Genomic DNA, 23245 nt, shown 5'->3' on the forward strand with positions numbered 1-23245 from the left:
ATCTTCGTAAATATAAGTATCTTTTACTCTGCCGATCGCTTTACATCCTGTGCATGGAATCCTCCAGCTACCATCTCATTTAAGACATCAATATTCTTAGATATATTATTCAATTTCTTCTTCATATCAGTAATATTTTTAAACTGATCAACTCTGTCTTCCATAACTAAAACAGCATAACGGAAAGCGTCCGAAAAAAATTAATCCCTGGAATCTTTTCCAGTATCTGATTGAAAATAATCTGCTTCTTCATACCATTCTGCACTCATTCTTTTAAGAACTGTTTTTTAGCAAAGAGCATAAGGAAACTCGGTGTCACCCTATAGAAAAAGGGGTTTAACAGGCTGTGTCTGTTGAGTTTCTGGTCTTTTTGAATTAGTGTCATTTTTTCACCAAGAGATATAGTCCAGATATAGCGAAATATCTCTAAAGATATAGTCGATATTGGATATATCTCTAGAGATATATTTGTATTTTGACTTACCTTTTTAATCTCTATAGTTTTTTGTAAAGTCGAATCTTTAGCTCTTATTAACTTTATTTGAATATCTTCAACTGAAGTTTTCTTATATAATTGCATACTTTTGTTCTTCAACTATATTATTTTGAAAACCTTAAGGAAAAGGTTCCGAACTAATCCGGATCTTTTTTAATTAGTTATTGAATTCTTTTCGATTTCTTTCCACCAATGTTTTAGTTGCTCCTTATTAATACAACTAACTTGCCCATTAGTTAATACAATTGCGTTCCAGTCTAGATTAGACTAGATTGAATTATTATCTGTATTATTGTTATTTGAAGCCATGGGTTTGTAAAGAGGAAAAGTCAGAAAAGAACAAAACCAAGTCTGAATTTCGAATGACAAGAAGGGGACTAGCATTCTTTAAATTAAAATTACTTGTATTTCGGCAATATAGTTGCTTGAGCACTGTTTAATGCCAAAAACTCCGTAGTTTCAGTCCCATTTTTCTATACTTTACTAGTTTAAAATGTTGTAGGAATCTGAGCACTATCGGAAGACCTCTGTAAAGATTTTGTTTATTTTAAAATATACCTCGATAGAATATATATTGTATATGGCATCCCAGAATAGCTAAATACTCACTATATTAATTCAATAAAGTTGTTTAAAAACGCAGTCATATTTAAAGGGCTCGATTCTTTAATAAAAATCGCTTTCCTTATAGTAATAGCCTTTCTTTGATCATGCAGCCCAGATTGAAGATTTTGGAAAAGTGTTTTCCTTGATAGGAAAGCCATTTCACACATAGTCGAACAAGAAACCATTACATATACGGCTATAAACGCCTTTAAACAATCCATTAGCGGCTATAAACGAGGAAAAGTAAAAACCAATCTGGTTCGTTATTTCACAGGTACTTTTAAGAGACTCATGGATCGGACATATTCGGAGCTTCCTATAGACGTTTTTTCAACCAGTAAAAAAGTAAGGTCGTAGTGTAAAAGTGCTTATTAGACTTCTTAGACCCCTTAAAATACCTGTGTGCTTTTCTAACTTTTGGCTAGAACTGTTTCTTTTTGGATAGACAACAGGGACTATCTCTAATTCAAGCTGTTGAGCCACGATGTAACGTCTATAGCCATCTGTCAGCAAGTTTGTCTCCCGGTTAATGGTAAGTGGTTCATCTAAATAGCCATTCTGTTTCACATAGTTCACTACTTGCTGCGTTTTTTCAGGATTAGGGTGCGAGTTTAAAAACGCTTCTGGAACCACGATTTCTTTCAACGCTATAAAATCCTCCGTTCCTTTTGGAGATTTTGGTTTTTCTTGTGGCTTTTCTGCAGCTTGGATCTTTATGGGGTGGGTTGTTCCCTTATTTTCTGGTTTTTCAGGGAGAATGGACACTTGAAAACAGATTAATCCGATTTCCCTGGACAATCCTCTACGGGTACATCCAGTGTTGGTTCGCCTTGAACCATAAGTTTTTGTTGATTGATATTTTAGCCGTAAGGCCTGCCTGGAGCTTCTGAAAGCTACCGTTGGATTCACATTTTCGAAAATCAATGCCAGCAAGCCCAGCAACAATTGGAAACGATCAATTGGATCAATCCTTTTAAACTAAAGGAAAATTGAATAACAAAGGAACAAGCCGAACTGGAAATGCGATAAAACGCTACATACCTATCGTGAAAAGCTTGGCTTTCATACTGAAGAAGAATTTCACGAGGTCCAAAGTCAACATCAAACCGATTATCCTGATCTCCTAGAGAAAAACCGACAGACACGTGGACAAATCCATCAGGCAAGAAAGGTCTTAGAAAAGGCTGAAACAGCCTATCAGAACGCTTTTGTGCGTCAAGTGGCCTCTTTATATCCGGAACGACCTGAAATGCGCCACATAAGCTTTCAAACGGCTACAAGGCTTGTAGAAGTTAATAAAGTGAACGGAAATAAAGTGCTACCTCTTGAGACCATCCAAAAAACGCTGAATAATCGTAAAGAAGAAATTCAAAGGCTCCATGGTGAATTGGATCGTGTGAATCAGCACCGGTCACGGTTACAGCGTGCTGAAGGATATCTAAACCATTATGAAAATCAGCATACTATGGTGGGAAAAATGGAGAATAATCCTTTTCTCAAAGGGAAAATACGTGTTTCAAAATCAGTCAGTCAAGAATATGAACAGGCCATGACTAAGCGTGATCATTACCAGGATTTAATGAAAAATGAAGGCGTTTCTGGAAGAGCAGCCTTTATAGCGCAAGCTAAAACTTTGGGCAGGATGGAAGCTCAAATACCTAAAGTAGAAAGACAAATCCAGTCTCAAGAAAACGGTATGGGACTACTTGAAGGTATTATAAAGGGTATCGAACAGGCCAGTAGAAACATGCAGATGGACGAACAACGTCAAAAATACCAGCACAGAAACCTAAAAAAAGAAAACAACAAGGGGAATTAAAAGGATCGTAGCGTCTAACTAGCAAGGTTGGCTGCCTTAAAAGCAGCCCATTAGCCTTTAGGTTAATGTTTCCTTCCAATCGAAGATCCTTTTTTTTACTGCCTTAAGTTTTATACTGTAGCTTTGAAATAAAGTTTAATCGAAATAATGTAACCTTTATAAACGAACATATACATCCTCCCTCTATAGGAGCCATTTATTTACGTTAGGCTTTTGTTATACGAACGGGTATACAAATACAAAAAAGACGACTGCTTCCGAGCAATCGCCTGAGATTCGCTTGAACTTTTAAGGGAACAAATTTTGGGCTAAGTTTATCATTATCCTAAACATTCGCATAATTCTTTGTTAAATCTATTACTCTATAGAGAGGTCAATCCACCAAGCGTCAAATGATGCAAGTACCCCTGAATTTAAAGAATTTATCTTTAACTGAACAAGGGGACTAGAAGGTCCTGTATTGGTAAAAAGTATAAAATTGTTCTTCATCTGCATTTGTACTTGAAGTAAACCCAGTTCCAGTTACAGCTACGTCCTTAAACGCCTTGAGGTCCTTGGTCGCCTTGGTTTCAATACGTTGTGGGTTTCTTCTTCTGTAATGCCGATATAGCGTAAGGTGACAGAAGTATGGGAATGATGCAGGATCCGTTGCAGCATGGCAATATCCTTCGTGATTGGGTCATTTTCCTGATTAGATCATACGATGATATAACCCATTTAAGTTTTTCTATATGTCAGATTTTGACCACGGTTTTGGATTTGGTCGAGGTTTCGCCTTTATAGTCGTATTGTTTATACTCTTAATCATTGTTGGATGTAGTTGTTAATAAGGCGAATGTGTGCCCTTGGTTACGGATATGGCGGCTTCTGCTAAAAATAGGAACAATTGATTCACATGATGGTTGACGCTGACTTGGAAAGAATTAAGTAAAGAACACTCACATGAAACCATATGTATATCGGATTGCCGGAATTGCAGGAGAATTTAGAGACAATTAATATGCATTTCTTCATAGCAAAGTGTAATTGTTTATTAGTAAAAACCCAACTCTTACTAAGTGAAAAAGCCTAATAAGATCTTGAGATACTTGGGTCAACCATCTAAGAAAGGAGGATATATTTTGCCTCAAAGTAATCGTTTTTTGCTAATCAAAGCCTGGGGATGCGGTTTCTGGTCAGCTGTAGAGCACGTCGTTGGCCAACTTTTGATCGCGGAACTTACCGACCGTATTCCTGTTGTTTATTGGGGAGCAGATTCTTTGTATGCTTCTGATGAACCTTTGGTTAAAGATGCATTTACCATGTATTTTTTGCCTGTGTCAAATTATTCGATGGAGCATCTTGTAAATGAAAATAATACGTACTATCCACCGATATGGAATCATGGTAATTTACGATTGTCAGGTGTCCAGGGTGTAATTGATAAAGCTGATTACTTTAGTAAGTCTGAAAATGTATTGGTGAGCACCAATCACATCTACGTACATGATTTTATGCAATGGATTAAACAAAGTCACCCGGCATATGGTTTGGAGTACCCAGATGCATACGGCTATCTTTATAAAAAATACCTTAAATTACAACCTTATCTAGCCGATGAAATTGAAGACTTTTATGTTAAGAATATGAAAAGTAAACACCCTATTTTAGGCGTACATGTTCGAGGTAGCGATAAAATTAGGGAATTTCCTCATTTACATGAGCTTAATGCGCTATATTTCTCTGAAGTTGATAACTATCTAAAAAATAACCCGACAGCCTCTATTTTTTTGCTAACAGATAGTGATAGTATTTTGAGAAAATATCAAGAGTTATACGGTGATAAAATCATTTATACTGACTCCATACGAACACCTTTTGAGAATATTTCCGTGCATCATGACTTATCTTATTATAACAAAAGACAGAAGGGTATAGATATTGTGAAAGACACGTATCTTGCCACGAAATGCGATCATTTTATTGGTGCTAGTTATTCTAACGTTTCTGTAGCAGTCAGTTGTCTTAAAGATTGGCCCGAAGGGTCAATTAAGCTTATTCAGTACTGAAATTTGATAGAATGTAATCAGTGTATTAATAACCAAATCACTGAAGTGACTTTAAGATGAGAAAGTTCAGCAACATAATAAACTATAAGGGGAAGCAAATTTGTGAATGAGAGCAATCGTTTTTTGCTAATTAAAGCCTGGGGGAACGGATTCTGGTCAGATGCAGAGCACGTCATCGGCCAACTTTTGATTGCGGAACTCAGGGACACATTCCCGTTACTTTTTGGGGTGCAGATTCTTTGTATGCTTCTGATGAACCTTTGGTTAAAGATGCATTTACCATGTATTTTTTGCCTGTATCCAATTATTCCATTAATGATCTTATCAATTCAAACTATACGTACTATCCATTTAGATGGAACTATGGCAATGTACGATTGCCAGGTACAAAAGATTTTGCGGAGTTAGAAGATGTACCTATTCGTTTTAGCAGATCTGAAAATGTATTGGTAACTAACATTCATATTTATGTAGACGTTCTTATACATTGGATTAAGCAGAGTCACCCGGCATATGGTTTGAAGGTTGAAGATGTATATAGCTACCTTTATCAAAAATACTTGAAACTACAACCTTATTTATCTAGTGAAATCGAAAATTTTTATGTCAAAAATATGAAAAGCAACCAACATCACTGCATAGATGGATCGAACGAAGAGCATAAAATAGGAGTTTTAGGAAGTAGTACTCACCAAAGAATACATCGTTTAGTCTTAAAAAAAAGAAGGGGAAGTGTGATATCACACACTTTCCCTTCTTTTTCAACGTGCCCTTATTTCCTAGAATCGATTGAAGCGTTCTACCGAGCTGACTGTAATTAACCTCTTCATACTTGCCCGCCATTAGAAGAGGTATGAAACCAATCTTGATGATCGACATACCAGTCAATCGTCATTTTGATTCCCTTGTTAAAAGAAGTACAAGGCTGCCAGTTGAACTCGTTTTTCATTTTTGACCAATCAATTCCATACCTTCTGTCATGACCCTTTCGATCGGTTACAAATGCAATTAAATCATGGCTTTTTCCTATATGATTCAATATGATTTTCACCATTTCAATATTGGATTTCTCATTGTTTCCACCAATATTATAGATTTCTCCCGGCTTTCCGTTCATCATGACAGCAAAGATTGCCCTACAGTGATCTTCGACAAACAACCAATCTCTTACGTTCTGCCCATCACCATAGACAGGTATTTCCTTATCGTGAAGGGCATGATAAATCACTTTTGGAAAGAGTTTTTCGGAATTCTGATTGGGACCATAGTTGTTGGAACATCGCGTAATCATTACCGGGATTTTATACGTTTGGTAAAAAGAACGAATAAGTAAATCAGCGCTTGCTTTACTTGCTGAGTAAGGATTATTTGGGGCGAGGGGATGAGTTTCTTTAAATGGATACTCGTTTTTTTTTAATGATCCATATACTTCATCTGTTGAAATTTGCAGCATTTTTTTTGCTTTACCATCAAGGACTTTTCGAAGCAAGTGATAGGTACCTAATACGTTCGTATGAACAAACGATTGTGAGTTTTCGATACTGCGGTCGACATGTGTTTCTGCTGCGAAGTTGATGATCATGTCGTATGTTTGATCAAACACTTTATCTAATTCATCTTTTTTCGTAATGTCAACTTTGAAGAAACGGTAATTTGGATTCTTTTCAAAGTCCTCAGTATTTTCTTTGTTGGATGCGTACGTTAATGCATCGATATTCGTAATACTGACATTCTTATTTTTTAGCAATAACCGAATAAAATGCGAACCGATAAATCCGCACCCTCCGGTAATTAATAGGTTTTCAGTCATTCTTTGCCCTCTCTTTCTTTATATCCTGATAAACGAGAGAATTGGCTTTGAATAACGCTTCATGTGTCCCGGCATCAATCCACCAATGTTGAAGAAAATCATAAGTTAATTTGTTTTTCTCTATATATATGTTATTAACATCCGTTATTTCTAATTCCCCCCGTTTGGAGGGAACAATTTTCTCAATATAGTCAAATACCTTTTCATCATACATATACACACCAATTATACAATAATCAGTTACTGGTGATGATGGTTTTTCGACAATGGAAGTGATAATTTTCTCTCCCTTATTTAAGGTTGCTATTCCGTATCGGTGTGGATCCGGAACTTCTTTAAGCAATACTTTTGCTCCGTCTTTTTGATATTTAAATGATTGAATATAAGGTTTTAACGAATCTTTATAAATATTATCACCTAGTAATACAATAAATCTTTCTTTTTCAACAAAATCTTTTGCCAAATAGACTCCATCTGCAATGCCGTTAGCACTTTGTTGAACTTTATACGTAAGTTTAACACCGTATTCTTCACCAAAACCTAAAATATTGATAAAACTGTCTAGTTCTTTTGGATTTGTAACGATCAAAATATTGGTAATTCCAGCTTCTTTTAACTTTTGAATCGGCCAATATATCATCGGATATGGGCCGACTGGAAGTAAATGTTTATTAATGATTTTTGTAAGTGGCGCAAGCCTTGTACCGTGCCCTCCTGCTAAAATTACTCCTTTCAAATCTTTACACCTCTTTAATGTTATCCAATTTTCGTAACAGTGACAGTCGTTGAATATTTTTGCTGTAAACTATCACTTAGATTCTCTGTACTTGCAAAAAAGATCGGTCGGAACCTTGGATCGTATAGGTCTTAATAAAATGGCCAACGAGTGTGATGAACTCGCTGACCGAATATTACTGATATAGTTAAATCCTCGAACAATTGCGTTATTTAAGTACTTTTTTTGAAAAGAAAACCTTTATTCTGTGATTGCACATCCTCTAGCCGCCATGATTCAAATGAATCAAATGCATTGATGATATCGTATTTGTGCCTGAAAAAACGAAGAAATTTATCTAAATTAAAAAACCATGCCGGATAGCTGGCTTCATATATTTGGGGGGGAACAACCTGAAGGGTAATACGGTCTTCAACATCAAAAAATGGAGTTCTATCAAATAGAACGAATTCAAAATTGTATTTCATCACTTGTTCTAAAAATTTGTATGGCTCCTCAAGATATTGAATAACACCTGAAAATAGGATTACATGGGGATTTTCCGTTTGCACGCATTCGTCTATACTATGATAAAATTTCAAGGAATTTTCTTCGAACAACTGTTTTCCACAATCTACAAAATGTTTTTGCTCAACGATACTCCAGCTTAGCTCATCTAAATGCATGAGAGAATTTCGGCACGCATAATATGAAGAACCTAAAGAACCACCGAAATCAAGGATGCGAAGTTTATTATTGTTATAAGAAGCGATATTCAATAAACAGCGAATTAAGGGTCGCGCATATTCGCATTCATTAAACAGTATGGAGTCTCTCTCACATAGTGCTTCTCCCGACTTCACTTTTAATGCTGCTTCTTTTACTTTATTCAAAATTTCCGGTGTATCATAACTTGTTGATATTTTCCGTACTTCCTGCCACGAACTGTAATTTCCAGAAAAACCGTATATTTTATCTGCCATGCCGCTAACCTCCATTAAACAAGGTATGATTTTTTGATACGGACCCCCTCTCATATACTGCTTCTCCTGACTTAACCTTTAATGATACCTCCTTTTAGATTACCCAATACATTAAATCCCCTGATTTCCCATAGTCTTTGCTGACTTATCATTCCTTAAGTATTTTATGTTGAAAATGTTTTGCTGTTCCAATATTCTTGGGACTACTGAAAAAAGGGATATAATCTTAATCTGGCGTGATAAGGTTGTATATTTTAAAATCACAGCAAAATACCATTCTACTTTCATACCATATACATATATAAATATGTGGGGTGATAATATGGCGGAGTTTTCCGATAAAAATATTCTCATCACAGGCGGAATTGGTTTTATTGGCAGCAATCTTGCAATAAGACTTATTGATGAAGGTTCACGGGTTACTTTAATGGATTCTCTAATACCAGGATTGGGGGGGAATTTATTTAATATTGAATCTATACGCGATAAAGTAAAAATTGAGACTTCTGACATGTGTGATGGGTCCAGTTTATCCAAGATAGTACGTAATAAGGATTATATTTTTAATCTTGCCGGGCAGGTTGGCCATAGATACAGCATGACAAATCCGCTGCTGGATATGGAGATCAATGTAAGGGGACATCTGATGCTCATGGAAGCATGCAGGCAATACAATCCGGATGCAGTAATTTTATATACCAGCACACGCCAATTTTATGGACCACCACAATATCTTCCCGTGGATGAAAGACACCCTCTTAATCCTACGGATATTAATGGAATCAATAAATTGGCGGCAGAACAATACCATTCTCTTTATGCAAAGGCATATGGTTTAAAAACAGTTTCTCTTCGATTGACAAATACCTTTGGTCCCCGGCAGTTTATAAAAAGTGGGCAGCAAGGCGTTATTGGTTGGTTTATCAATCGCGCAATAAACCGTGAGATCATTCAATTATTCGGCAGCGGAGAACAACTTCGCGATTTTAACTACGTAGATGATGTTGTTGAAGCGTTAATTTTAGCGTCACAAACGAAAGCGTGTTATGGAAATGTTTATAATCTTAGCGGTGAAAAGGCCAGTTTAAAAAAGGTAGCACAGATTTTGGCTGGACTTTGCAATGATTTAAAAATGGAGACTGTACCTTTTCCTAAAGAGTACAAGGAAATTGATATTGGCAATTTTTACGCTGAATCTGCCCGATTTCATCAGGATAGCGGGTGGGTTCCCCAAGTGAGTTTGTATGATGGATTAGTACGGACTATAGAGTATTTTAAAAAATATAAAGATTACTATTTGTAGGAGAAGTCAAGGCTTACGAGAAAGCGTGGATGATGTCCTTAAGTGCTGCAAGCGAGGTGAAATCATGAAAATCCAATTTTTTAATTTACAGAAAATAAATTTAGAAATTGAAGATGAGATTAATCGGGCTGTGCAAACCGTTATTCATCGTGGAGAATTTATTTTAGGTCAGGCAGTAAAGAAATTCGAAGAAGAATTAGCATGCTATCTGGTTGGCTATGATCAAGGCTATGTTACAGGATGTAATTCAGGCACAGATGCGTTGATATTATCTTTGCTTGCAGCCGGTATTAGTGCGGGAGATGAGGTCATAACCGTTTCTCATACTGCAATCCCAACTGTTGCCGCAATTTGTGCGATAGGAGCAAAGCCTGTTTTTGTTGATATTGATTCCGAAACTTGGGTAATGGATATTTCTAAAGTAGCATACTCGATTACGACTCAAACCAAGGCAATTGTTCCTGTTCATCTCTATGGAAATATGGTAAATATATACGAACTAAAGAGCTTGTTACGGGATATTAAAAGGGAAGAAATTATAATCGTTGAAGATGTTGCGCAAGCTCACGGATCAAGGTTAAATGGCATTCATGCAGGAACAATCGGCGATTACGGTGCATTCAGTTTTTATCCAACGAAAAACATCGGTGCTCTAGGCGATTCAGGCGCTGTCTTTTGCAGAAGCGAGGACAATGCCAGCCGTTTAAAAATCCTTCGAAATTACGGCCAGAAGGACAGGTATCACCTGCAATTAAATCATGGCATTAATAGTCGTCTTGATGAAATCCAAGCTGAGATATTAAATATCAAATTAACTTATTTAGACAAATGGAATGAGAGAAAATCAAGAATCATGGATATTTATCGTACTGAGTTCGCTGATTTACCGCTATTTTTCCAAAAACGTTGCGTAGGATGCAAGGCTGCCTGGCATTTATGTGTAATAGCACTTCAAGATCGTTTGACCCGTGATAGATTAGTCGAATACTTACGTTCAAATGGAATTGGCACCCTGATTCATTATCCGGTACCTGTTCATAAACAAACGACGTTTTCTTCAAATCCAGTTAAACAATTATCCGTAACTGAAGATGTGGCCGATCGAATATTGTCATTACCAATGAATCCGGCATTGACTTATAAAGAACAAGAATATGTGATTAAAACGGTTCGCTTGTTTTTTTCACTAGCTTAAAAATAAATAAACTTTGAAGGGAAAGAAACTTGGTGCATTATTTTTGTACGCTCTTTAATTCGAACTATTTGACTCGCGGCCTAACCATGTATGATTCGTTACGTCAGACGGAAGAATGTTTCACACTTTTTATATTTTGCTTTGATGATTTGGCTTACGAAATGCTTAGAAGCTTAAATCTTAGTAATATAGTGTTAATTACACTGAATGAATTTGAAACCGATGAATTGAAAAAAGTAAAGAAACTTCGCTTGGAAACAGAATATTACTGGACTTGTACCCCTCACGTGATTCGTCATGTACTGGACAATTACGATGTGAAAGAGGTTACTTATCTTGATGCAGATTTGTATTTTTTTACTAAGCCATCAATTCTGTTAGACGAATTTCATCAAAGCAATTGCTCGGTAATGATCACCGAACATAGATATACTCCCGAATATGATCAAAGGCATAAATTCGGTATATATTGTGTTCAATTTATGACATTCAAATCGGATGATCGTGGCCTAAAAGTTCTGCAATGGTGGGGAGATCGTTGTCTGGAATGGTGTTATAACAGAGTCGAAAACGGAAAATTTGGCGATCAAAAATATCTTGACAAATGGCCGGAGTTATTTACAGGGATCCATGTTTTACAGCATTTAGGCGGCGGTGTTGCTTGCTGGAATGTACAACAGTACGAGGTTACAGATGGTCCTCAAGTCTGTGGAGTGCCGATTGTGTTTTATCATTTTCATCAATTGAGTTGGAACACCGCATATCAGTTTGATTATGGCGTCTATCGGCTTTCGGAAGAGGTCATATCGCTTATCTACGGTCCGTATATACGAGCTTTACGTGAGCAAATAGACACCATTGTTCAGTTGTACGATTAATTCAAAAGCAACTATCCTAAGGATAATTCGAAGTATGACATTACCGGAGCTCTTAAGTAGTCAACACTGATTCTTTCGAATCGTGTGAATTGGCCATTTCGCACGAGTGAGTCAAAAATGGTGAAAATCAACATTGTTCTTTAACAGAGCTTATTCAAAAGAAAATCATAGACAAAGGCTGGGGTGAGAAAATGTCAGGGAGAAAATATGGTTTCTTTGGAGACTATGGATCATGGCGGGAAGCAGTGGAGGATTCCACAGGGTATGACAATCCGGTTATTCTAGAAAAAGTAAAAAATGCAATCCTAAAGGTGAAATCAGGGGAGGCCGTCTACGAGAGGGATTCCGTATTATTTGATAAAATTGAATATTCTTATCCTTTGTTGACTTACTTGCTATACATTGCATCGGCAAATGGAAATAAACTGAACGTGATGGATTTCGGTGGATCATTGGGATCTTCTTATTTTCAATGTCGAAATTTTATGAATCACTTTAGTCAATTGAAATGGAACATCGTCGAACAAGAACATTTTGTTGACTGTGGCCGGGAACTGTTTCAAGATGATGTTCTGAAGTTTTATGATCGGATCGAGGAGTGCTGCAACATAGAAAGTCCGGATGTGATTCTATTGTCCGGAGTTCTTCAATGCTTGGAAAGCCCATATGAGGTTTTGTCTGAAATGATGGATTATGGATTTAAGTATATGGTTTTTGACCGCATGTTTTTTATTGATCAGCCGGATCGGATTACCGTACAGATTGTCCCCCCCGAAATCTTCGAAGCCAGCTATCCTATCTGGTTTTTTAACTACAATCGGTTCCACAGCTTTATTAATGGCCGATACGAGCTGATAGACGAAACGGATTCATTCGAAAAGATTCAATTGGAGGATGGTGTGCAATCCAAAAGTAAAGCAATGCTACTTCGCAAACTTTCATAGTTTTACCTGGCCTAAACAAATTGAAGCACAAGAATGGTTATAGGAAGAACTTATAGGAAATAAGGGTATACAGTGGGCAGGAAGGGTTGGAAAGCGGAGTTTCTAGTAAAGATGCTTCGCTTTTTTCGTTATGATTACCCACAAGAATGGGCCACACGGTATTATAATTATATTTTCACATGTTCCTGATAGTGAAGAATTCATGCGAAATGCTACTCAATTCACGAAGAAGATTGGTGGAGCTGAATCAAATGTGGCCATTGGCCTTGCAAGATTAGGTCATCATGCTGGTTGGATTAGTAAACAAGGTGATGATGAGTTCGGAAAAGTAATTTTTGCGTTCTTAAAAGGTGAAAATGTTGATGTGAGTAAAGTAGCTTTTGATCAGGAAGCACCTACGGGTATTTATTTTAAAGAACCACGTAGACAAAATAATATGCGAGTGTATTAATATCGAAAAGGTTTAGCGCCTAGTAAGTTAGCACCTAGTGACCTTGATAACGAATATCTTTCAGAAGCGAAATACTTACATATTACAGGTATCACGCCAGCGTTAAGTGAAAGCTGTAAAGAAACAATCTTTGAAGCTATTAAACTTGCAAAAACAATGGAAGAACAATTGTGTTTGATCCAAACCTTCGTACAAAGCTTTGGGACGTGGAAACAGCAAGTGCTGCTGAGTCTGATATCATTTTACCTGGAGTTGCTGAGGGTGAATTTTTATTCGGTGAAAGCGATCCTCACAAACTTGGACAATTATTTTTAAATCATGGATCATCAGTCGTTGTGATGAAAATGGGTGCTGAAGGTGCTTATTATTTTACGAAAAAAGAGAGCGCTTTAATCCTTGGATTTCCTGTCAAACAGGTAGTCGATCCAGTTGGTGCAGGTGACGGATTTGCCGCTGGCTTCCTATTAGGTTTACTTGATGGATTGGAATTGAGCAAAGCGGTAGAACGTGCAAATGCACTTGGAGCGCTTGTCACAATGGTGAATGGTGATGTTGATGGATTACCATGGTTGCACCAATTAAACCTGAAGTTGCCCCGATTATGGCTGCACTAATAGCAATTTCCATTTGTCCCTCTCCCTATTATTTATACTCTTTATAATTATAAATTTAATTGCCTAGATACCAATATCTCATCATGAAACTATCCAAAATGTTTGGTGGGGAGTGCTGGTTCATTTTTAAATATTTGATATTTTAGAACATAAACTACCCCTACGTCCTTTCTTCCTTTCTATCCCGGATCAAGCATCACTTTGCCAACCTCAGAATGAATTCATATTGACTTGTACTTCCCTTAATATTGATACCTTTTCAACACTAAGAAGCCCTAGCCAAGGAATGAGCAAAGGTTAAAAGTGGACTATGAACTACACACGCTAATGTAAACAAATAGATCCAGGCTTGGGGGATCACGAAAAAAAGACGCCTAGATACTGCTGCCAAGCGCCATCTTGCGTATTATATAAGTAATTAATATTAACTCTTTTTTATTTATGCGTTCGTTTAAGTACACTTTTACGAACTTTTTTTGATTGTTACTTCTTTAAAATAGACTCTGTTAAACAATGCTTTTGATTCTTCTTCTCACCTATTTAAGGGCTATTCTCCATGCAAGGTTCGGGTAGTATTTTTCAAAAAATCCTGCATGCTCTTAGCGTATAATATCCACGTTTTGTCGGCGAGACCCCTATATAAAGTGGTTTTTTTGAATTTTTTTTGCAAGGTGGTATAAGTTTAACGTCTACACATGACAAACGCTCAGTCATTCAAAGGCTTGTTGAATAACTATAGAAAGAATGTCCTATTAAAGATCTCTGTCCATGCAAATAACAAAATGGGAAACCCATACACTCATGTTTATGGCTTCCTAAACTAAAAAAGAGGTGAATCATTTTGTCTTTTCCAAACATCCCTAATATTACACCAACCATTTCGATTACGACTGCTCAGACTGTACCGCTACTTTTGTCTTCCATTGCTCTTGAAGAATTAGCCCTCGCTCACATCATCAATGCTGAGGCAGAGAAGCTTCAATTTGTTCTAGGAACATTACCAACAGGAACCACACTTTCTCCTGCAGTGGTTTCGTTACCCAATCTTCTTGCTGTTGACTCGAGTGTTCAAAGAACCCTTCGTGACGTCATCAAAAAGGAAATGTTGTTGGAATTCAAGTTTGAAAACGTTCTGGATTTAATCGCAACTCTTCCTCCTCCGCCCACAGTAACGATTACCTTGGAGGCTGATCCAACCACGATATGTATACCTTTTGGAGTGTCGCCATCGCCAGTGCCTATTACCTCGACTCTTACTGGTCAAGTGTTGGTGAATGGAAGTCCCCCTCCAGCAGGTACACAGGTTTTCTTTACAGTAGATAATCCTGCTCTTGGTACCGTAGCTCCTAATCCTGCTCTTACAGATGCATCTGGCAACTTTACTGCGACTTTCACATCTACCGATGGATCTGGGACAGTCATGATTACAGCTTCTGCTTTGGGAGCAAGCAGCAATACCGTTACTATTACTATTGTTAACTGTGTAACTATTACCTTGGAGGCTGATCCAATCACGATATGTACTCCTCCTGCATTGGGTACAGTACCAGTGGCTAATTTCTCGATTCTTACTGGTCAAGTGTTGGTGAATGGAAGTCCCCCTCCAGCAGGTACACCGGTTTCCTTTACAGTAGATGTTCCTGGCCTTGGTAATGTAGCCCCTAATCCTGCTTTTACAGATGCATCTGGCAACTTTACTGCGACTTTCACATCTACCGACGGACCTGGGACAGTCATGATTACAGCTTCTGCTTTGGGAGCAAGCAGCAATACCGTCACAATTACTATTGTTGACTGCGACTCGTAACTATTATTTTATCTACTGCTGAATATGTAGTGAATGATTCCATAAGAGAATTTAATACTACTACTTTTTCTAGATGGGTATTGGTTGATGATAGAAACAAAAAACGAGCTAATATTAGCTCGTTTTTTATACATACATGGGAGAAAATGTTGTTCATTTTTATTTATATACTCAATAGGTTCCTATTTTATCATAAAGGAAAGATGTATATGTTATACATGTGAGGTTTACATAAAAGTGATTTTTTAGGAAGTAGCTAAAAAAGCCAAACCCATGTGTATCAGGGGTTTGGTTCTTAGTCGTTTTTTATCGTTTATTCAGGATTCTATACAACCTTGATGTAGCAAGGGTTTGCTAGATGATCAATAAAAAGCCCTAGATTAACCACTAGAGCTTTTTCTATTTCATCTTTATTTATCTAATTATGAAAGCTGTAGGTTCGTAAAAGTACAATTTTACGAACGCTAGTAAGTAATTAAAGACATAAAAAACTTCTCTTGCTACATTTCTAGAATCTGTAGATCTGTAGTCCATGTATCTAATACTCTACAAAAATCCCTTTAGAACAAACTCTGAAGTGATTTTTATGTTCATATAATCTAGATTATTAGAAGTTGAGGGTATTAAACTAATAGCCTCGTCAACTGATGAATATAATAATCGTGAATTTCATTAAAAAGTGGAAAATAATTTTATTTTTTGAAAGGGGATTTTTTATGAGTTCGGAAAAACGAAAAAGATTATGTCAGGAATTTGCAAGAATCTTAAGTGGAGAGGGAATGATTACTCCAGAAGGAGTATGCTTGGTACAAAAGTTTCGTAATATTAGATTTACTATACTTGACCGTAGAACGCAATCTCCACTAGTCAATCCGCAATTTTTCACGTTTGAAAATGTTGATAGTAGGGGGAATGCGTAAATTTAGGGGAAACAGTTCTTTTACAAGAAGAAGTTAATCCGTTATTAACTGAATTTCGAAAAAGGGACATTTTAGTTACATCTATATAATCACTGGTTATTTGAAGAACCTCGGGCAATGTATATGCACTTTGAATCGGTTGACCACCACTGGATTTTGCTAAAAAAGTAAGAGATGCATTTAAATTATTAAAAGTGTAGTCAGACTTCAGAGAAAAGCTTTACATCAAGGGGATTTTCAATCCCTCTGATGTAAAGCTTTTTGTATATCAAGTATCTTATTTATTCCCTGGAGCAAGTTGATCTTTAATACTATGTCTATGCCCATCATCTTCCGTTGTGTAAAAATCGTAATAATGAACGTGCATTCCATTACCAACAGGAATGGCTGGTCCCGAATATGCCTTATAATAATGGGTATGTCCATCCTCAAATAGCAAATATCCTTCTGTATAATGAATATGTTCTCCCTCTTGTGATGGAATGGGCGGGGATGTTACATCTAGACATTGATGGACATGGCCGTCCTCTACGGATGTATAATCAACGGATCCATGATTATGATGTGGTACAAACCAGATACAAAATCATTTTTTCTACCTTTTTCAATCTATTCACCCCTTGTACATAAATAAACATAATTTCTTTAAACTATATGCTTGGAACAATAAGGAGATTCGTAACAACAAATTTACACAGGATATTATAAATAACAATTAAAAAACTTCATAAAATTATAATTCTACGAAGTTTTTTAATTGTTACTTCTTTAAAGTAGACTCTGTTAAACAATGCTGTTGATTTTTCTTCTTCAACTTGTAGCTCTGAAATAAAGTTTGATTAAAAAAATTACGACCTATATGTATGGAAAAAGTGATAGTTAGGAGTGGTTGGAGGGGATTTAACCTTTAACTTAAAGGCATGGAACATTCCATGCCTTTATTTGTCTGGATCCTTTTTGATTTGTCCAAAATGAATTCGAATTAGGATACTTCTTCAGCTTTTGTAGATTTTCACTTTACAAGCGCCTGGTTGGCAACCTACATAGGATAGAGAAGATCCTATCACCTCATTTTTAATCAAAGAATCTTTGTTTGTTAATATTTAATTCCAGAATCCAAAGCAACATCTTTGTCGATTTCCAAACAGACAATTCCGGTTCCGGCAACATCGACGACGGTTCTGGCTAGTGCACCGGCGGCTAGTGCGACGACGACGGTTCTGGCTAGTGCACCGACGACTAGTGCGACGACGACGGTTCTGGCTAGTGCACCGACGACTAGTGCGACGACGACGGTTCTGGCTAGTGCACCGACGACTAGTGCGACGACGACGGTTCTGGCTAGTGCACCGACGACTAGTACGACGACGACGGTTCTGGCTAGTGCACCGGCGGCTAGTGCGACGACGATTATCACATGTATTGCGCCTATTTGTATTTCTTCTTCTAGAACGGCAGTTTGATCGTGGACCCTGGAACATGAAGTCACTTAAACCCATTGAATTAGCCCTGTTTACCGCTCTTTGTATATCATTTGACATACTCATTACCTCCATTTCATAGTAAATGAAACAAAACATATTAATGCGTTTCTTTTCCCTCTATAAACTATGTGGTTTGTACGAGAGAGGTACTAGACAAACGCCTCACTGACAAAAATATCCTTTACAGCCCTTTTGGCATAGAGTATAGGAAAAAGAAAGGGGAAGGATGCCTGTGGATCATGCTAAGAAACTACCTGAATATAAGTTTTTTATTCATCCTTTGGATTTTTCTGAGCTACGCAGGGATATTTGGTGTGATGATCCAATTACTGCAACGCTAAACGTAAACAAAAAAAGGTATGACATCGATCTAGCTTACCGTGGCTCTCATATTCGTGGTTTTCGCAAAAAGTCGTATCATATAGCTTTTCACAAACCAAATACTTTTCGAAACGCAAAAGAATGGCATTTAAACGCAGAATATAAGGATCCATCATTCATAAGAAATAAATTATCCTTAGATTTTTTTAAGGAAATTGGATGTTTATCCCCGAAATCCCGGTTTGTTTTCTTAATGATAAATGGGAAAAATGAGGGCCTTTATCTAGAATTAGAATCCGTCGATGAGTATTTTTTAGAGAATCAAAAACTGCCAAAAGGAGCTATATTTTATGCTGTGGATGGTGACGCTAACTTCTCGTTAATGAGTGAACTTGATCAAGATATAAAGAAATCGCTTGAGTTTGGATATGAGAGAAAATGTGGGACAGCTCAGGATGAGAATGCCTTACAGGAATTAATCATAAAAATCAATACGATCCCAAGAGTAGACTTTGAAAAGGAGATTGTAAATTATATAAACGTTGAAAAGTATATTTGCTGGCTCGCAGGTGTTATTTTCACGCAAAATTACGATGGATTCGTTCATAACTATGCGTTATATCGGAATGGAGAAACGGGACTTTTTGAAGTCATTCCCTGGGATTATGACGCTACATGGGGAAGGGATATAAATGGAGAAGTCATGGACGAAGACTATGTGAGAATTGAGGGATTTAATACGTTAACGGCACGGATTCTTGATGTGAAAACATTTCGAAACCAATACAAAAAAAGATTAGAAGATATCTTAAGTAACCAGTTTACTTTAGAATTTATGAAACCTAAAATCCAGGAAACTTTTGAGCTCATAAGGCCCTATGTTCTAAAAGACCCCTATGTAAAGGAACAGATCCATCTATTTGATAAAGAACCAGATTTTATATGCCAATATATTGAAGCGAGGGCAAAGTATATTAGCAGCCAATTATATACATTAGATTAATTGTACAATAGGCGATACCCCACCACAGAATGAAATAAGAAAAAACAAGCCGAGATTACAGTGCGGATTATGGAGTCAGAAATTTACCGGGGTGAGGTCTTTCTTCATGATATATCGTACCTGATGGATGAAGAGGATTAATCATTTCAATGAGCTATCGAAAAAGAGCATTTATGTTTGACTAAGTTGAAATAACACAATAAATTTTAGTTTAGATTCAAAAAAAATGAAGTTATGAAAAGATACCTTACTAAAAAGAGGCCATTCATTTGTCATGAACTATGAAAGACACTAAAAGTTTTCAATACGTTATTTGTTTCTTCTTCCGTAATGCCGATATAGCGTAAGGTAACGGAAGGGTGCGAATGATGCAGGATACGTTGCAGCATGGCAATATCCTTCGTGGCTTTGTAAAACCAATAGCCAAACGTTTTCCGTAAGGTATGGTTGCCGACATGTTCTACCTCAGCGAAGCCTGCCGCCTTATTTAACTGCCGGTAGGCCTGAGTAGGGGTACCCTTTCTGACGGGATAAATAGGGGATCGGGACGTTTTTGGCATAGTCATAGACCTCCCGAAAGCAATTCGCGATATACATGTCGCGGATTTTTTGCGTTTTGCCTTTTTTAACTCCACTATGAGAGGAGCCTACTGTAGGACTAAGTGCTTCATAGTTGTAAACGACCCAGAATGGGTTATATAACGGAGTGCATCTAGTGGGTATTGTGCTTTTCTTGGCTAATTCAGTGCTTTCTACCGCTATATTGATAAAAAAGAAAATCCCATATAAAAAGTGTCCGCCCTAAAAGAGGTGCATTTATACCGTTCAGAACGTCCATAAAAGTACATAGAAGTTCGCAAAGTTCATCAATACTTTAACGAAAAACGGTAGTTTTAAGGACAAATTACAACGTTCGTAAAATTGTATTTTTACAAACGGATGACTATTTTCCTATATAAGTGGTTTTTTTGAATTTTTTTTGCAAGGTGGTATAAGTTTAACGTTTACACATGACAAACGCTCAGTCATTCAAAGGTTTGTTGAATACCTATAGATAGAATGTCTAGATAGTTATTTGTCTTTTCCAAACATCCCTAATATTACACCAACCATTTCGATTACGGCTGCTCAGACTGTACCGTTACTTTTGGCTTCCATTGCTCTTGAAGAATTAGCCCTCGCTCACATCATCAATGCTGAGGCAGAGAAGCTTCAATTTGTTTTAGGAACATTACCAACAGGAACCACACTTTCTCTTGCAGTGGTTTCGTTACCCAATCTTCTTGCTGTTGATGCAAGTGTTCAAAGAACGCTTCGTGATGTGATCAAGAAAGAAATGCTGCTGGAGTTCAAGTTTGAAAACGTTCTGGATTTGTTAACAACTATTCCCCCAACTCCTCCTCCACCCACAGCGACTATTACCTTGAATGTTGATCCATCTACAACAATATGTGCTTTTGGAACAGGATCTAATACTGCAACTCTTACTGGTCAAGTGTTGGTGAATGGTAGTCCCTCTCCAGTAGGTACACAAGTGAATTTTTCAGTAAGTAATCCCGCTCTTGGCTCTATAGCTCCTGCTTCTACTACAACTAATGCTTCGGGTAACTTTGTCATCAACCCTATTTTTACAGCTACTGACGGACCTGGGACAGTAACTATTACCGCTACGCTTCCTGCTTTTCCTGGAGTAACTGCAAGTGTCACTATTATTATTGTTAACTGTCAAACAACACTTTGTGATTGTGAAGTAACGCAAGGTGGGGCATCGGGAGTCGATTTTGATATACCAGAGGTTCAGGCTTAGCAACCACAACAGTTATGTTTAACGGAGACCTTCAAGACCCACCAGGATCAGTTAACTATTACGGTCTTATATGTTCGTGTTAAACACCAACTAATAACCCTTTACGGTGGATCATTTATGGTCCCTGCATTTACTTTCACGGCAACTACCTTTACCGTTCCTAGTTGTCTGGGTAGCACTGTGTCAATAACGGGTCAAGGAACTACCGACAACCCTGGTTTGTTTGGTGCTACTCCTGCGTACACCCTCAATGTCGACAATATAATGAATAACAAGAGCATTACTGTAATAATAATCGGAAACGGCAACATATTCATGTCGACAACACCACTTGGAAATGGTCAAATAGCTCTCTCCGATTGTCCTTAAACTGATTCTGGAACGTAAGTGATTTACTAAAACATAAAAGGTGAGTATTATGTCAATTGAAAAGACGATTTTTCCTACTACACAATAGGAAATTCAAGTGATTTCAGAACCATTAAATAGCGAAAAAGGGTGGGAACCTAATGTGTAAAAATGATCATAAAGATAAATACAAGGAAGACAAAAAGAAGAAATATAAGAAGGATCATAAGGATGATAAAAAGCATGATGATTTTAACCATATATTAGAAGATATTCAAGTCCAACTCCAACTCCAAGAACAACAACAGAAGGAACTTCAGGTTCAACTTCAGAATCAGTTAATTAAACAACAAGATGAGACTTTAAATAAAATCTTACACAAAATAACGAAGATTTCACAACCACTAGAAAATATTCAAGTCCAACTTCAACTCCAAGAACAACAACAGAAGGAACTTCAGGTCCAACTCCAACTCCAAGAACAACAACAGAAGGAACTTCAGATTCAACTTCAGAATCAGTTAATTAAACAACAAGATGAGACTTCAAATAAAATCTTACACGAAATAACGAAGATTTCACAACCACTAGTAAATATTCAAGTCCAACTCCAACTCCAAGAACAACAACAGAAGGAACTTCAGGTCCAACTTCAGAATCAGTTAATTAAACAACAAGATGAGACTTCAAATAAAATCTTACACGAACTAACGAAGAGTTCACAACCACTAGAAAATATTCAAGTCCAACTCCAACTCCAAGAACAACAACAGAAGGAACTTCAGGTCCAACTTCAGAATCAGTTAATTAAACAACAAGATGAGGCTTCAAATAAAATCTTACACGAAATAACGAAGAGTTCACAACCACTAGAAAATATTCAAGTCCAACTCCAACTCCAAGAACAACAACAGAAGGAACTTCAGGTTCAACTTCAGAATCAGTTAATTAAACAGCAGGATCAGACTTCAAATAAAATCTTACACGAACTAACGAAGATTTCACAACCACAACCACTTCTATTAAAATCGCCTTTTAGCATAATCGATACACTTGATTTAGATGTAGAAAAAAAGGCGCAGATTGCAATGTTTGTAGCTAATAGCGGTAGTAGTAATAAAAATGAAGATGAAACTAAATAAAGAAGAAGAGGCTGTGAAAGCCCCTTCTTCTTTATTTGAAAACTAGTATATTAGCCGCCCAATACTCTTATCATACATCCAATTAGGGACATTTTTTTGATAAATTGACCTGTCTTGTTGCATCATATATACCTCCCCGTGCGCTATCTCCAAGGATATCTAGATAAAGAAAATCTAGTTCAAAATTATCAACCTGTATTTAACCCATATAAGAAATACGAGGTAAATCTAGTGGTCTTGGGCTACCCTCATTGTTCATCATTTCATCTAATCTCGTCTCCAGATTAGGTTTTGATACAACTTATGCATAGCTAATAAAGAGGGAACAAAAAATTGGCGTATTTTCAGCATGGGGAAGTTTTCTGCTTTAAACACGGTGAACAAGGATATTAATAACAAGAAACGCGATAAGGATATGGACTGCTTTTGCTGTTCTTTTATTTGCTTTTGAATGTACGGTCATGATAATTATCATACAATCGGTAACCGGATTAATGAACTCCCTTCGATACTACAAAGAATTTAGTATGAAGTATTTAAGCAAAGAGGTT

Annotated in this window: 17 protein-coding genes and 5 pseudogenes; 14 read left to right on the forward strand and 8 right to left on the reverse strand. The window is 37.0% G+C overall.

Going from position 1 to position 23245, the window contains the following annotated elements; translation table 11 throughout:
- Positions 1-23 precede the first annotated feature (23 nt).
- Both QUF94_RS28330 and QUF94_RS28335 read right to left on the reverse strand, forming a co-directional pair.
- The gene (locus tag QUF94_RS28330) at positions 24-164 is read right to left on the reverse strand and encodes a hypothetical protein (RefSeq protein ID WP_289318960.1); all 141 of its coding nucleotides are present in this window, start codon (positions 162-164) and stop codon (positions 24-26) included.
- Positions 165-1432: 1268 nt separating this feature from the next.
- Positions 1433-2035 (reverse strand): ParB N-terminal domain-containing protein, encoded by a 603-nt coding sequence (locus QUF94_RS28335; protein WP_289318961.1) that lies wholly within the window; start codon positions 2033-2035, stop codon positions 1433-1435.
- 367 nt (positions 2036-2402) lie between these two features.
- Here QUF94_RS28335 and QUF94_RS28340 point away from each other — a divergent pair, with 367 nt between their 5' ends.
- From QUF94_RS28340 to QUF94_RS28355, 4 genes are all read left to right on the forward strand, one after another.
- A complete protein-coding gene (locus QUF94_RS28340) occupies positions 2403-2921 on the forward strand; it encodes a hypothetical protein (protein ID WP_289318962.1) in 519 nt (172 codons plus the stop codon).
- Between the two features lie 731 nt (positions 2922-3652).
- Positions 3653-3748: a YjcZ family sporulation protein gene (locus QUF94_RS28345; protein ID WP_289318963.1), complete on the forward strand. Its 96-nt coding sequence runs from the start codon at positions 3653-3655 to the stop codon at positions 3746-3748.
- A gap of 294 nt (positions 3749-4042) precedes the next feature.
- A complete protein-coding gene (locus QUF94_RS28350; protein ID WP_289318964.1) occupies positions 4043-4969 on the forward strand; it encodes an O-fucosyltransferase family protein in 927 nt (308 codons plus the stop codon).
- Between the two features lie 239 nt (positions 4970-5208).
- Positions 5209-5790, forward strand: coding sequence for a hypothetical protein (locus tag QUF94_RS28355; protein ID WP_289318965.1), 582 nt, complete (start codon positions 5209-5211; stop codon positions 5788-5790).
- Between the two features lie 5 nt (positions 5791-5795).
- Here the strand turns inward: QUF94_RS28355 and rfbB are convergent, their stop codons facing one another.
- The 3 genes from rfbB to QUF94_RS28370 form a co-directional block, all read right to left on the reverse strand.
- On the reverse strand, positions 5796-6779 hold the full coding sequence (rfbB, locus tag QUF94_RS28360) for a dTDP-glucose 4,6-dehydratase (RefSeq protein ID WP_289318966.1): 984 nt from the start codon (positions 6777-6779) through the stop codon (positions 5796-5798).
- Complete coding sequence (locus QUF94_RS28365; protein WP_289318967.1) at positions 6772-7515, reverse strand: sugar phosphate nucleotidyltransferase; 744 nt, start codon at positions 7513-7515, stop codon at positions 6772-6774. The genes rfbB and QUF94_RS28365 overlap by 8 nt, the downstream gene beginning before the upstream one ends.
- Positions 7516-7727: 212 nt before the next feature.
- Complete coding sequence (locus QUF94_RS28370) at positions 7728-8477, reverse strand: TIGR04325 family methyltransferase (protein ID WP_289318968.1); 750 nt, start codon at positions 8475-8477, stop codon at positions 7728-7730.
- Between the two features lie 166 nt (positions 8478-8643).
- On the opposite strand from QUF94_RS28370, the gene QUF94_RS28375 reads away from it, so the two are divergent.
- The 7 genes and pseudogenes from QUF94_RS28375 (at position 8644) to QUF94_RS28405 (ending at position 16789) form a co-directional block, all read left to right on the forward strand.
- On the forward strand, positions 8644-9780 hold the full coding sequence (locus QUF94_RS28375; protein ID WP_289318969.1) for an NAD-dependent epimerase/dehydratase family protein: 1137 nt from the start codon (positions 8644-8646) through the stop codon (positions 9778-9780).
- 64 nt (positions 9781-9844) lie between these two features.
- The gene (locus QUF94_RS28380) at positions 9845-10975 is read left to right on the forward strand and encodes a DegT/DnrJ/EryC1/StrS family aminotransferase (RefSeq protein WP_289318970.1); all 1131 of its coding nucleotides are present in this window, start codon (positions 9845-9847) and stop codon (positions 10973-10975) included.
- An 86-nt stretch (positions 10976-11061) separates the two neighbouring features.
- On the forward strand, positions 11062-11853 hold the full coding sequence (locus QUF94_RS28385) for a hypothetical protein (RefSeq protein WP_289318971.1): 792 nt from the start codon (positions 11062-11064) through the stop codon (positions 11851-11853).
- A gap of 191 nt (positions 11854-12044) precedes the next feature.
- Complete coding sequence (locus tag QUF94_RS28390; RefSeq protein ID WP_289318972.1) at positions 12045-12797, forward strand: TIGR04325 family methyltransferase; 753 nt, start codon at positions 12045-12047, stop codon at positions 12795-12797.
- 130 nt (positions 12798-12927) lie between these two features.
- Positions 12928-13862 (forward strand): annotated as a pseudogene (locus QUF94_RS28395) (sugar kinase).
- A gap of 841 nt (positions 13863-14703) precedes the next feature.
- Positions 14704-15012: pseudogene (locus QUF94_RS29190) on the forward strand (alpha-helical endospore appendage domain-containing protein); the annotation flags it as partial.
- A 1373-nt stretch (positions 15013-16385) separates the two neighbouring features.
- Positions 16386-16789: pseudogene (locus tag QUF94_RS28405) on the forward strand (DUF1259 domain-containing protein).
- A gap of 77 nt (positions 16790-16866) precedes the next feature.
- Here QUF94_RS28405 and QUF94_RS28410 read toward each other — a convergent pair.
- Together QUF94_RS28410 and QUF94_RS28415 are read right to left on the reverse strand one after the other, a co-directional pair.
- Positions 16867-17198 (reverse strand): annotated as a pseudogene (locus QUF94_RS28410) (YmaF family protein).
- A 487-nt stretch (positions 17199-17685) separates the two neighbouring features.
- Complete coding sequence (locus QUF94_RS28415; RefSeq protein ID WP_289318973.1) at positions 17686-18006, reverse strand: hypothetical protein; 321 nt, start codon at positions 18004-18006, stop codon at positions 17686-17688.
- A gap of 299 nt (positions 18007-18305) precedes the next feature.
- On the opposite strand from QUF94_RS28415, the gene QUF94_RS28420 reads away from it, so the two are divergent.
- Positions 18306-19397 carry a CotH kinase family protein gene (locus tag QUF94_RS28420; RefSeq protein ID WP_483313702.1) on the forward strand — a complete coding sequence of 364 codons (1092 nt, stop codon included), beginning with the start codon at positions 18306-18308 and terminating at the stop codon, positions 19395-19397.
- 272 nt (positions 19398-19669) lie between these two features.
- Here QUF94_RS28420 and QUF94_RS28425 read toward each other — a convergent pair whose 3' ends face one another.
- Positions 19670-19957 (reverse strand): tyrosine-type recombinase/integrase, encoded by a 288-nt coding sequence (locus QUF94_RS28425; protein ID WP_289318975.1) that lies wholly within the window; start codon positions 19955-19957, stop codon positions 19670-19672.
- A 515-nt stretch (positions 19958-20472) separates the two neighbouring features.
- On the opposite strand from QUF94_RS28425, the pseudogene QUF94_RS28430 reads away from it, so the two are divergent.
- Both QUF94_RS28430 and QUF94_RS28435 read left to right on the forward strand, forming a co-directional pair.
- Positions 20473-20781, forward strand: a pseudogene (locus QUF94_RS28430) (alpha-helical endospore appendage domain-containing protein); the annotation flags it as partial.
- Positions 20782-21713: 932 nt separating this feature from the next.
- On the forward strand, positions 21714-22694 hold the full coding sequence (locus tag QUF94_RS28435) for a hypothetical protein (RefSeq protein ID WP_289318976.1): 981 nt from the start codon (positions 21714-21716) through the stop codon (positions 22692-22694).
- The last annotated feature ends 551 nt before the right edge of the window (positions 22695-23245 follow it).

Source organism: Peribacillus sp. NJ4 (genome assembly GCF_030348345.1).
GTDB lineage: Bacteria > Bacillota > Bacilli > Bacillales > DSM-1321 > Peribacillus.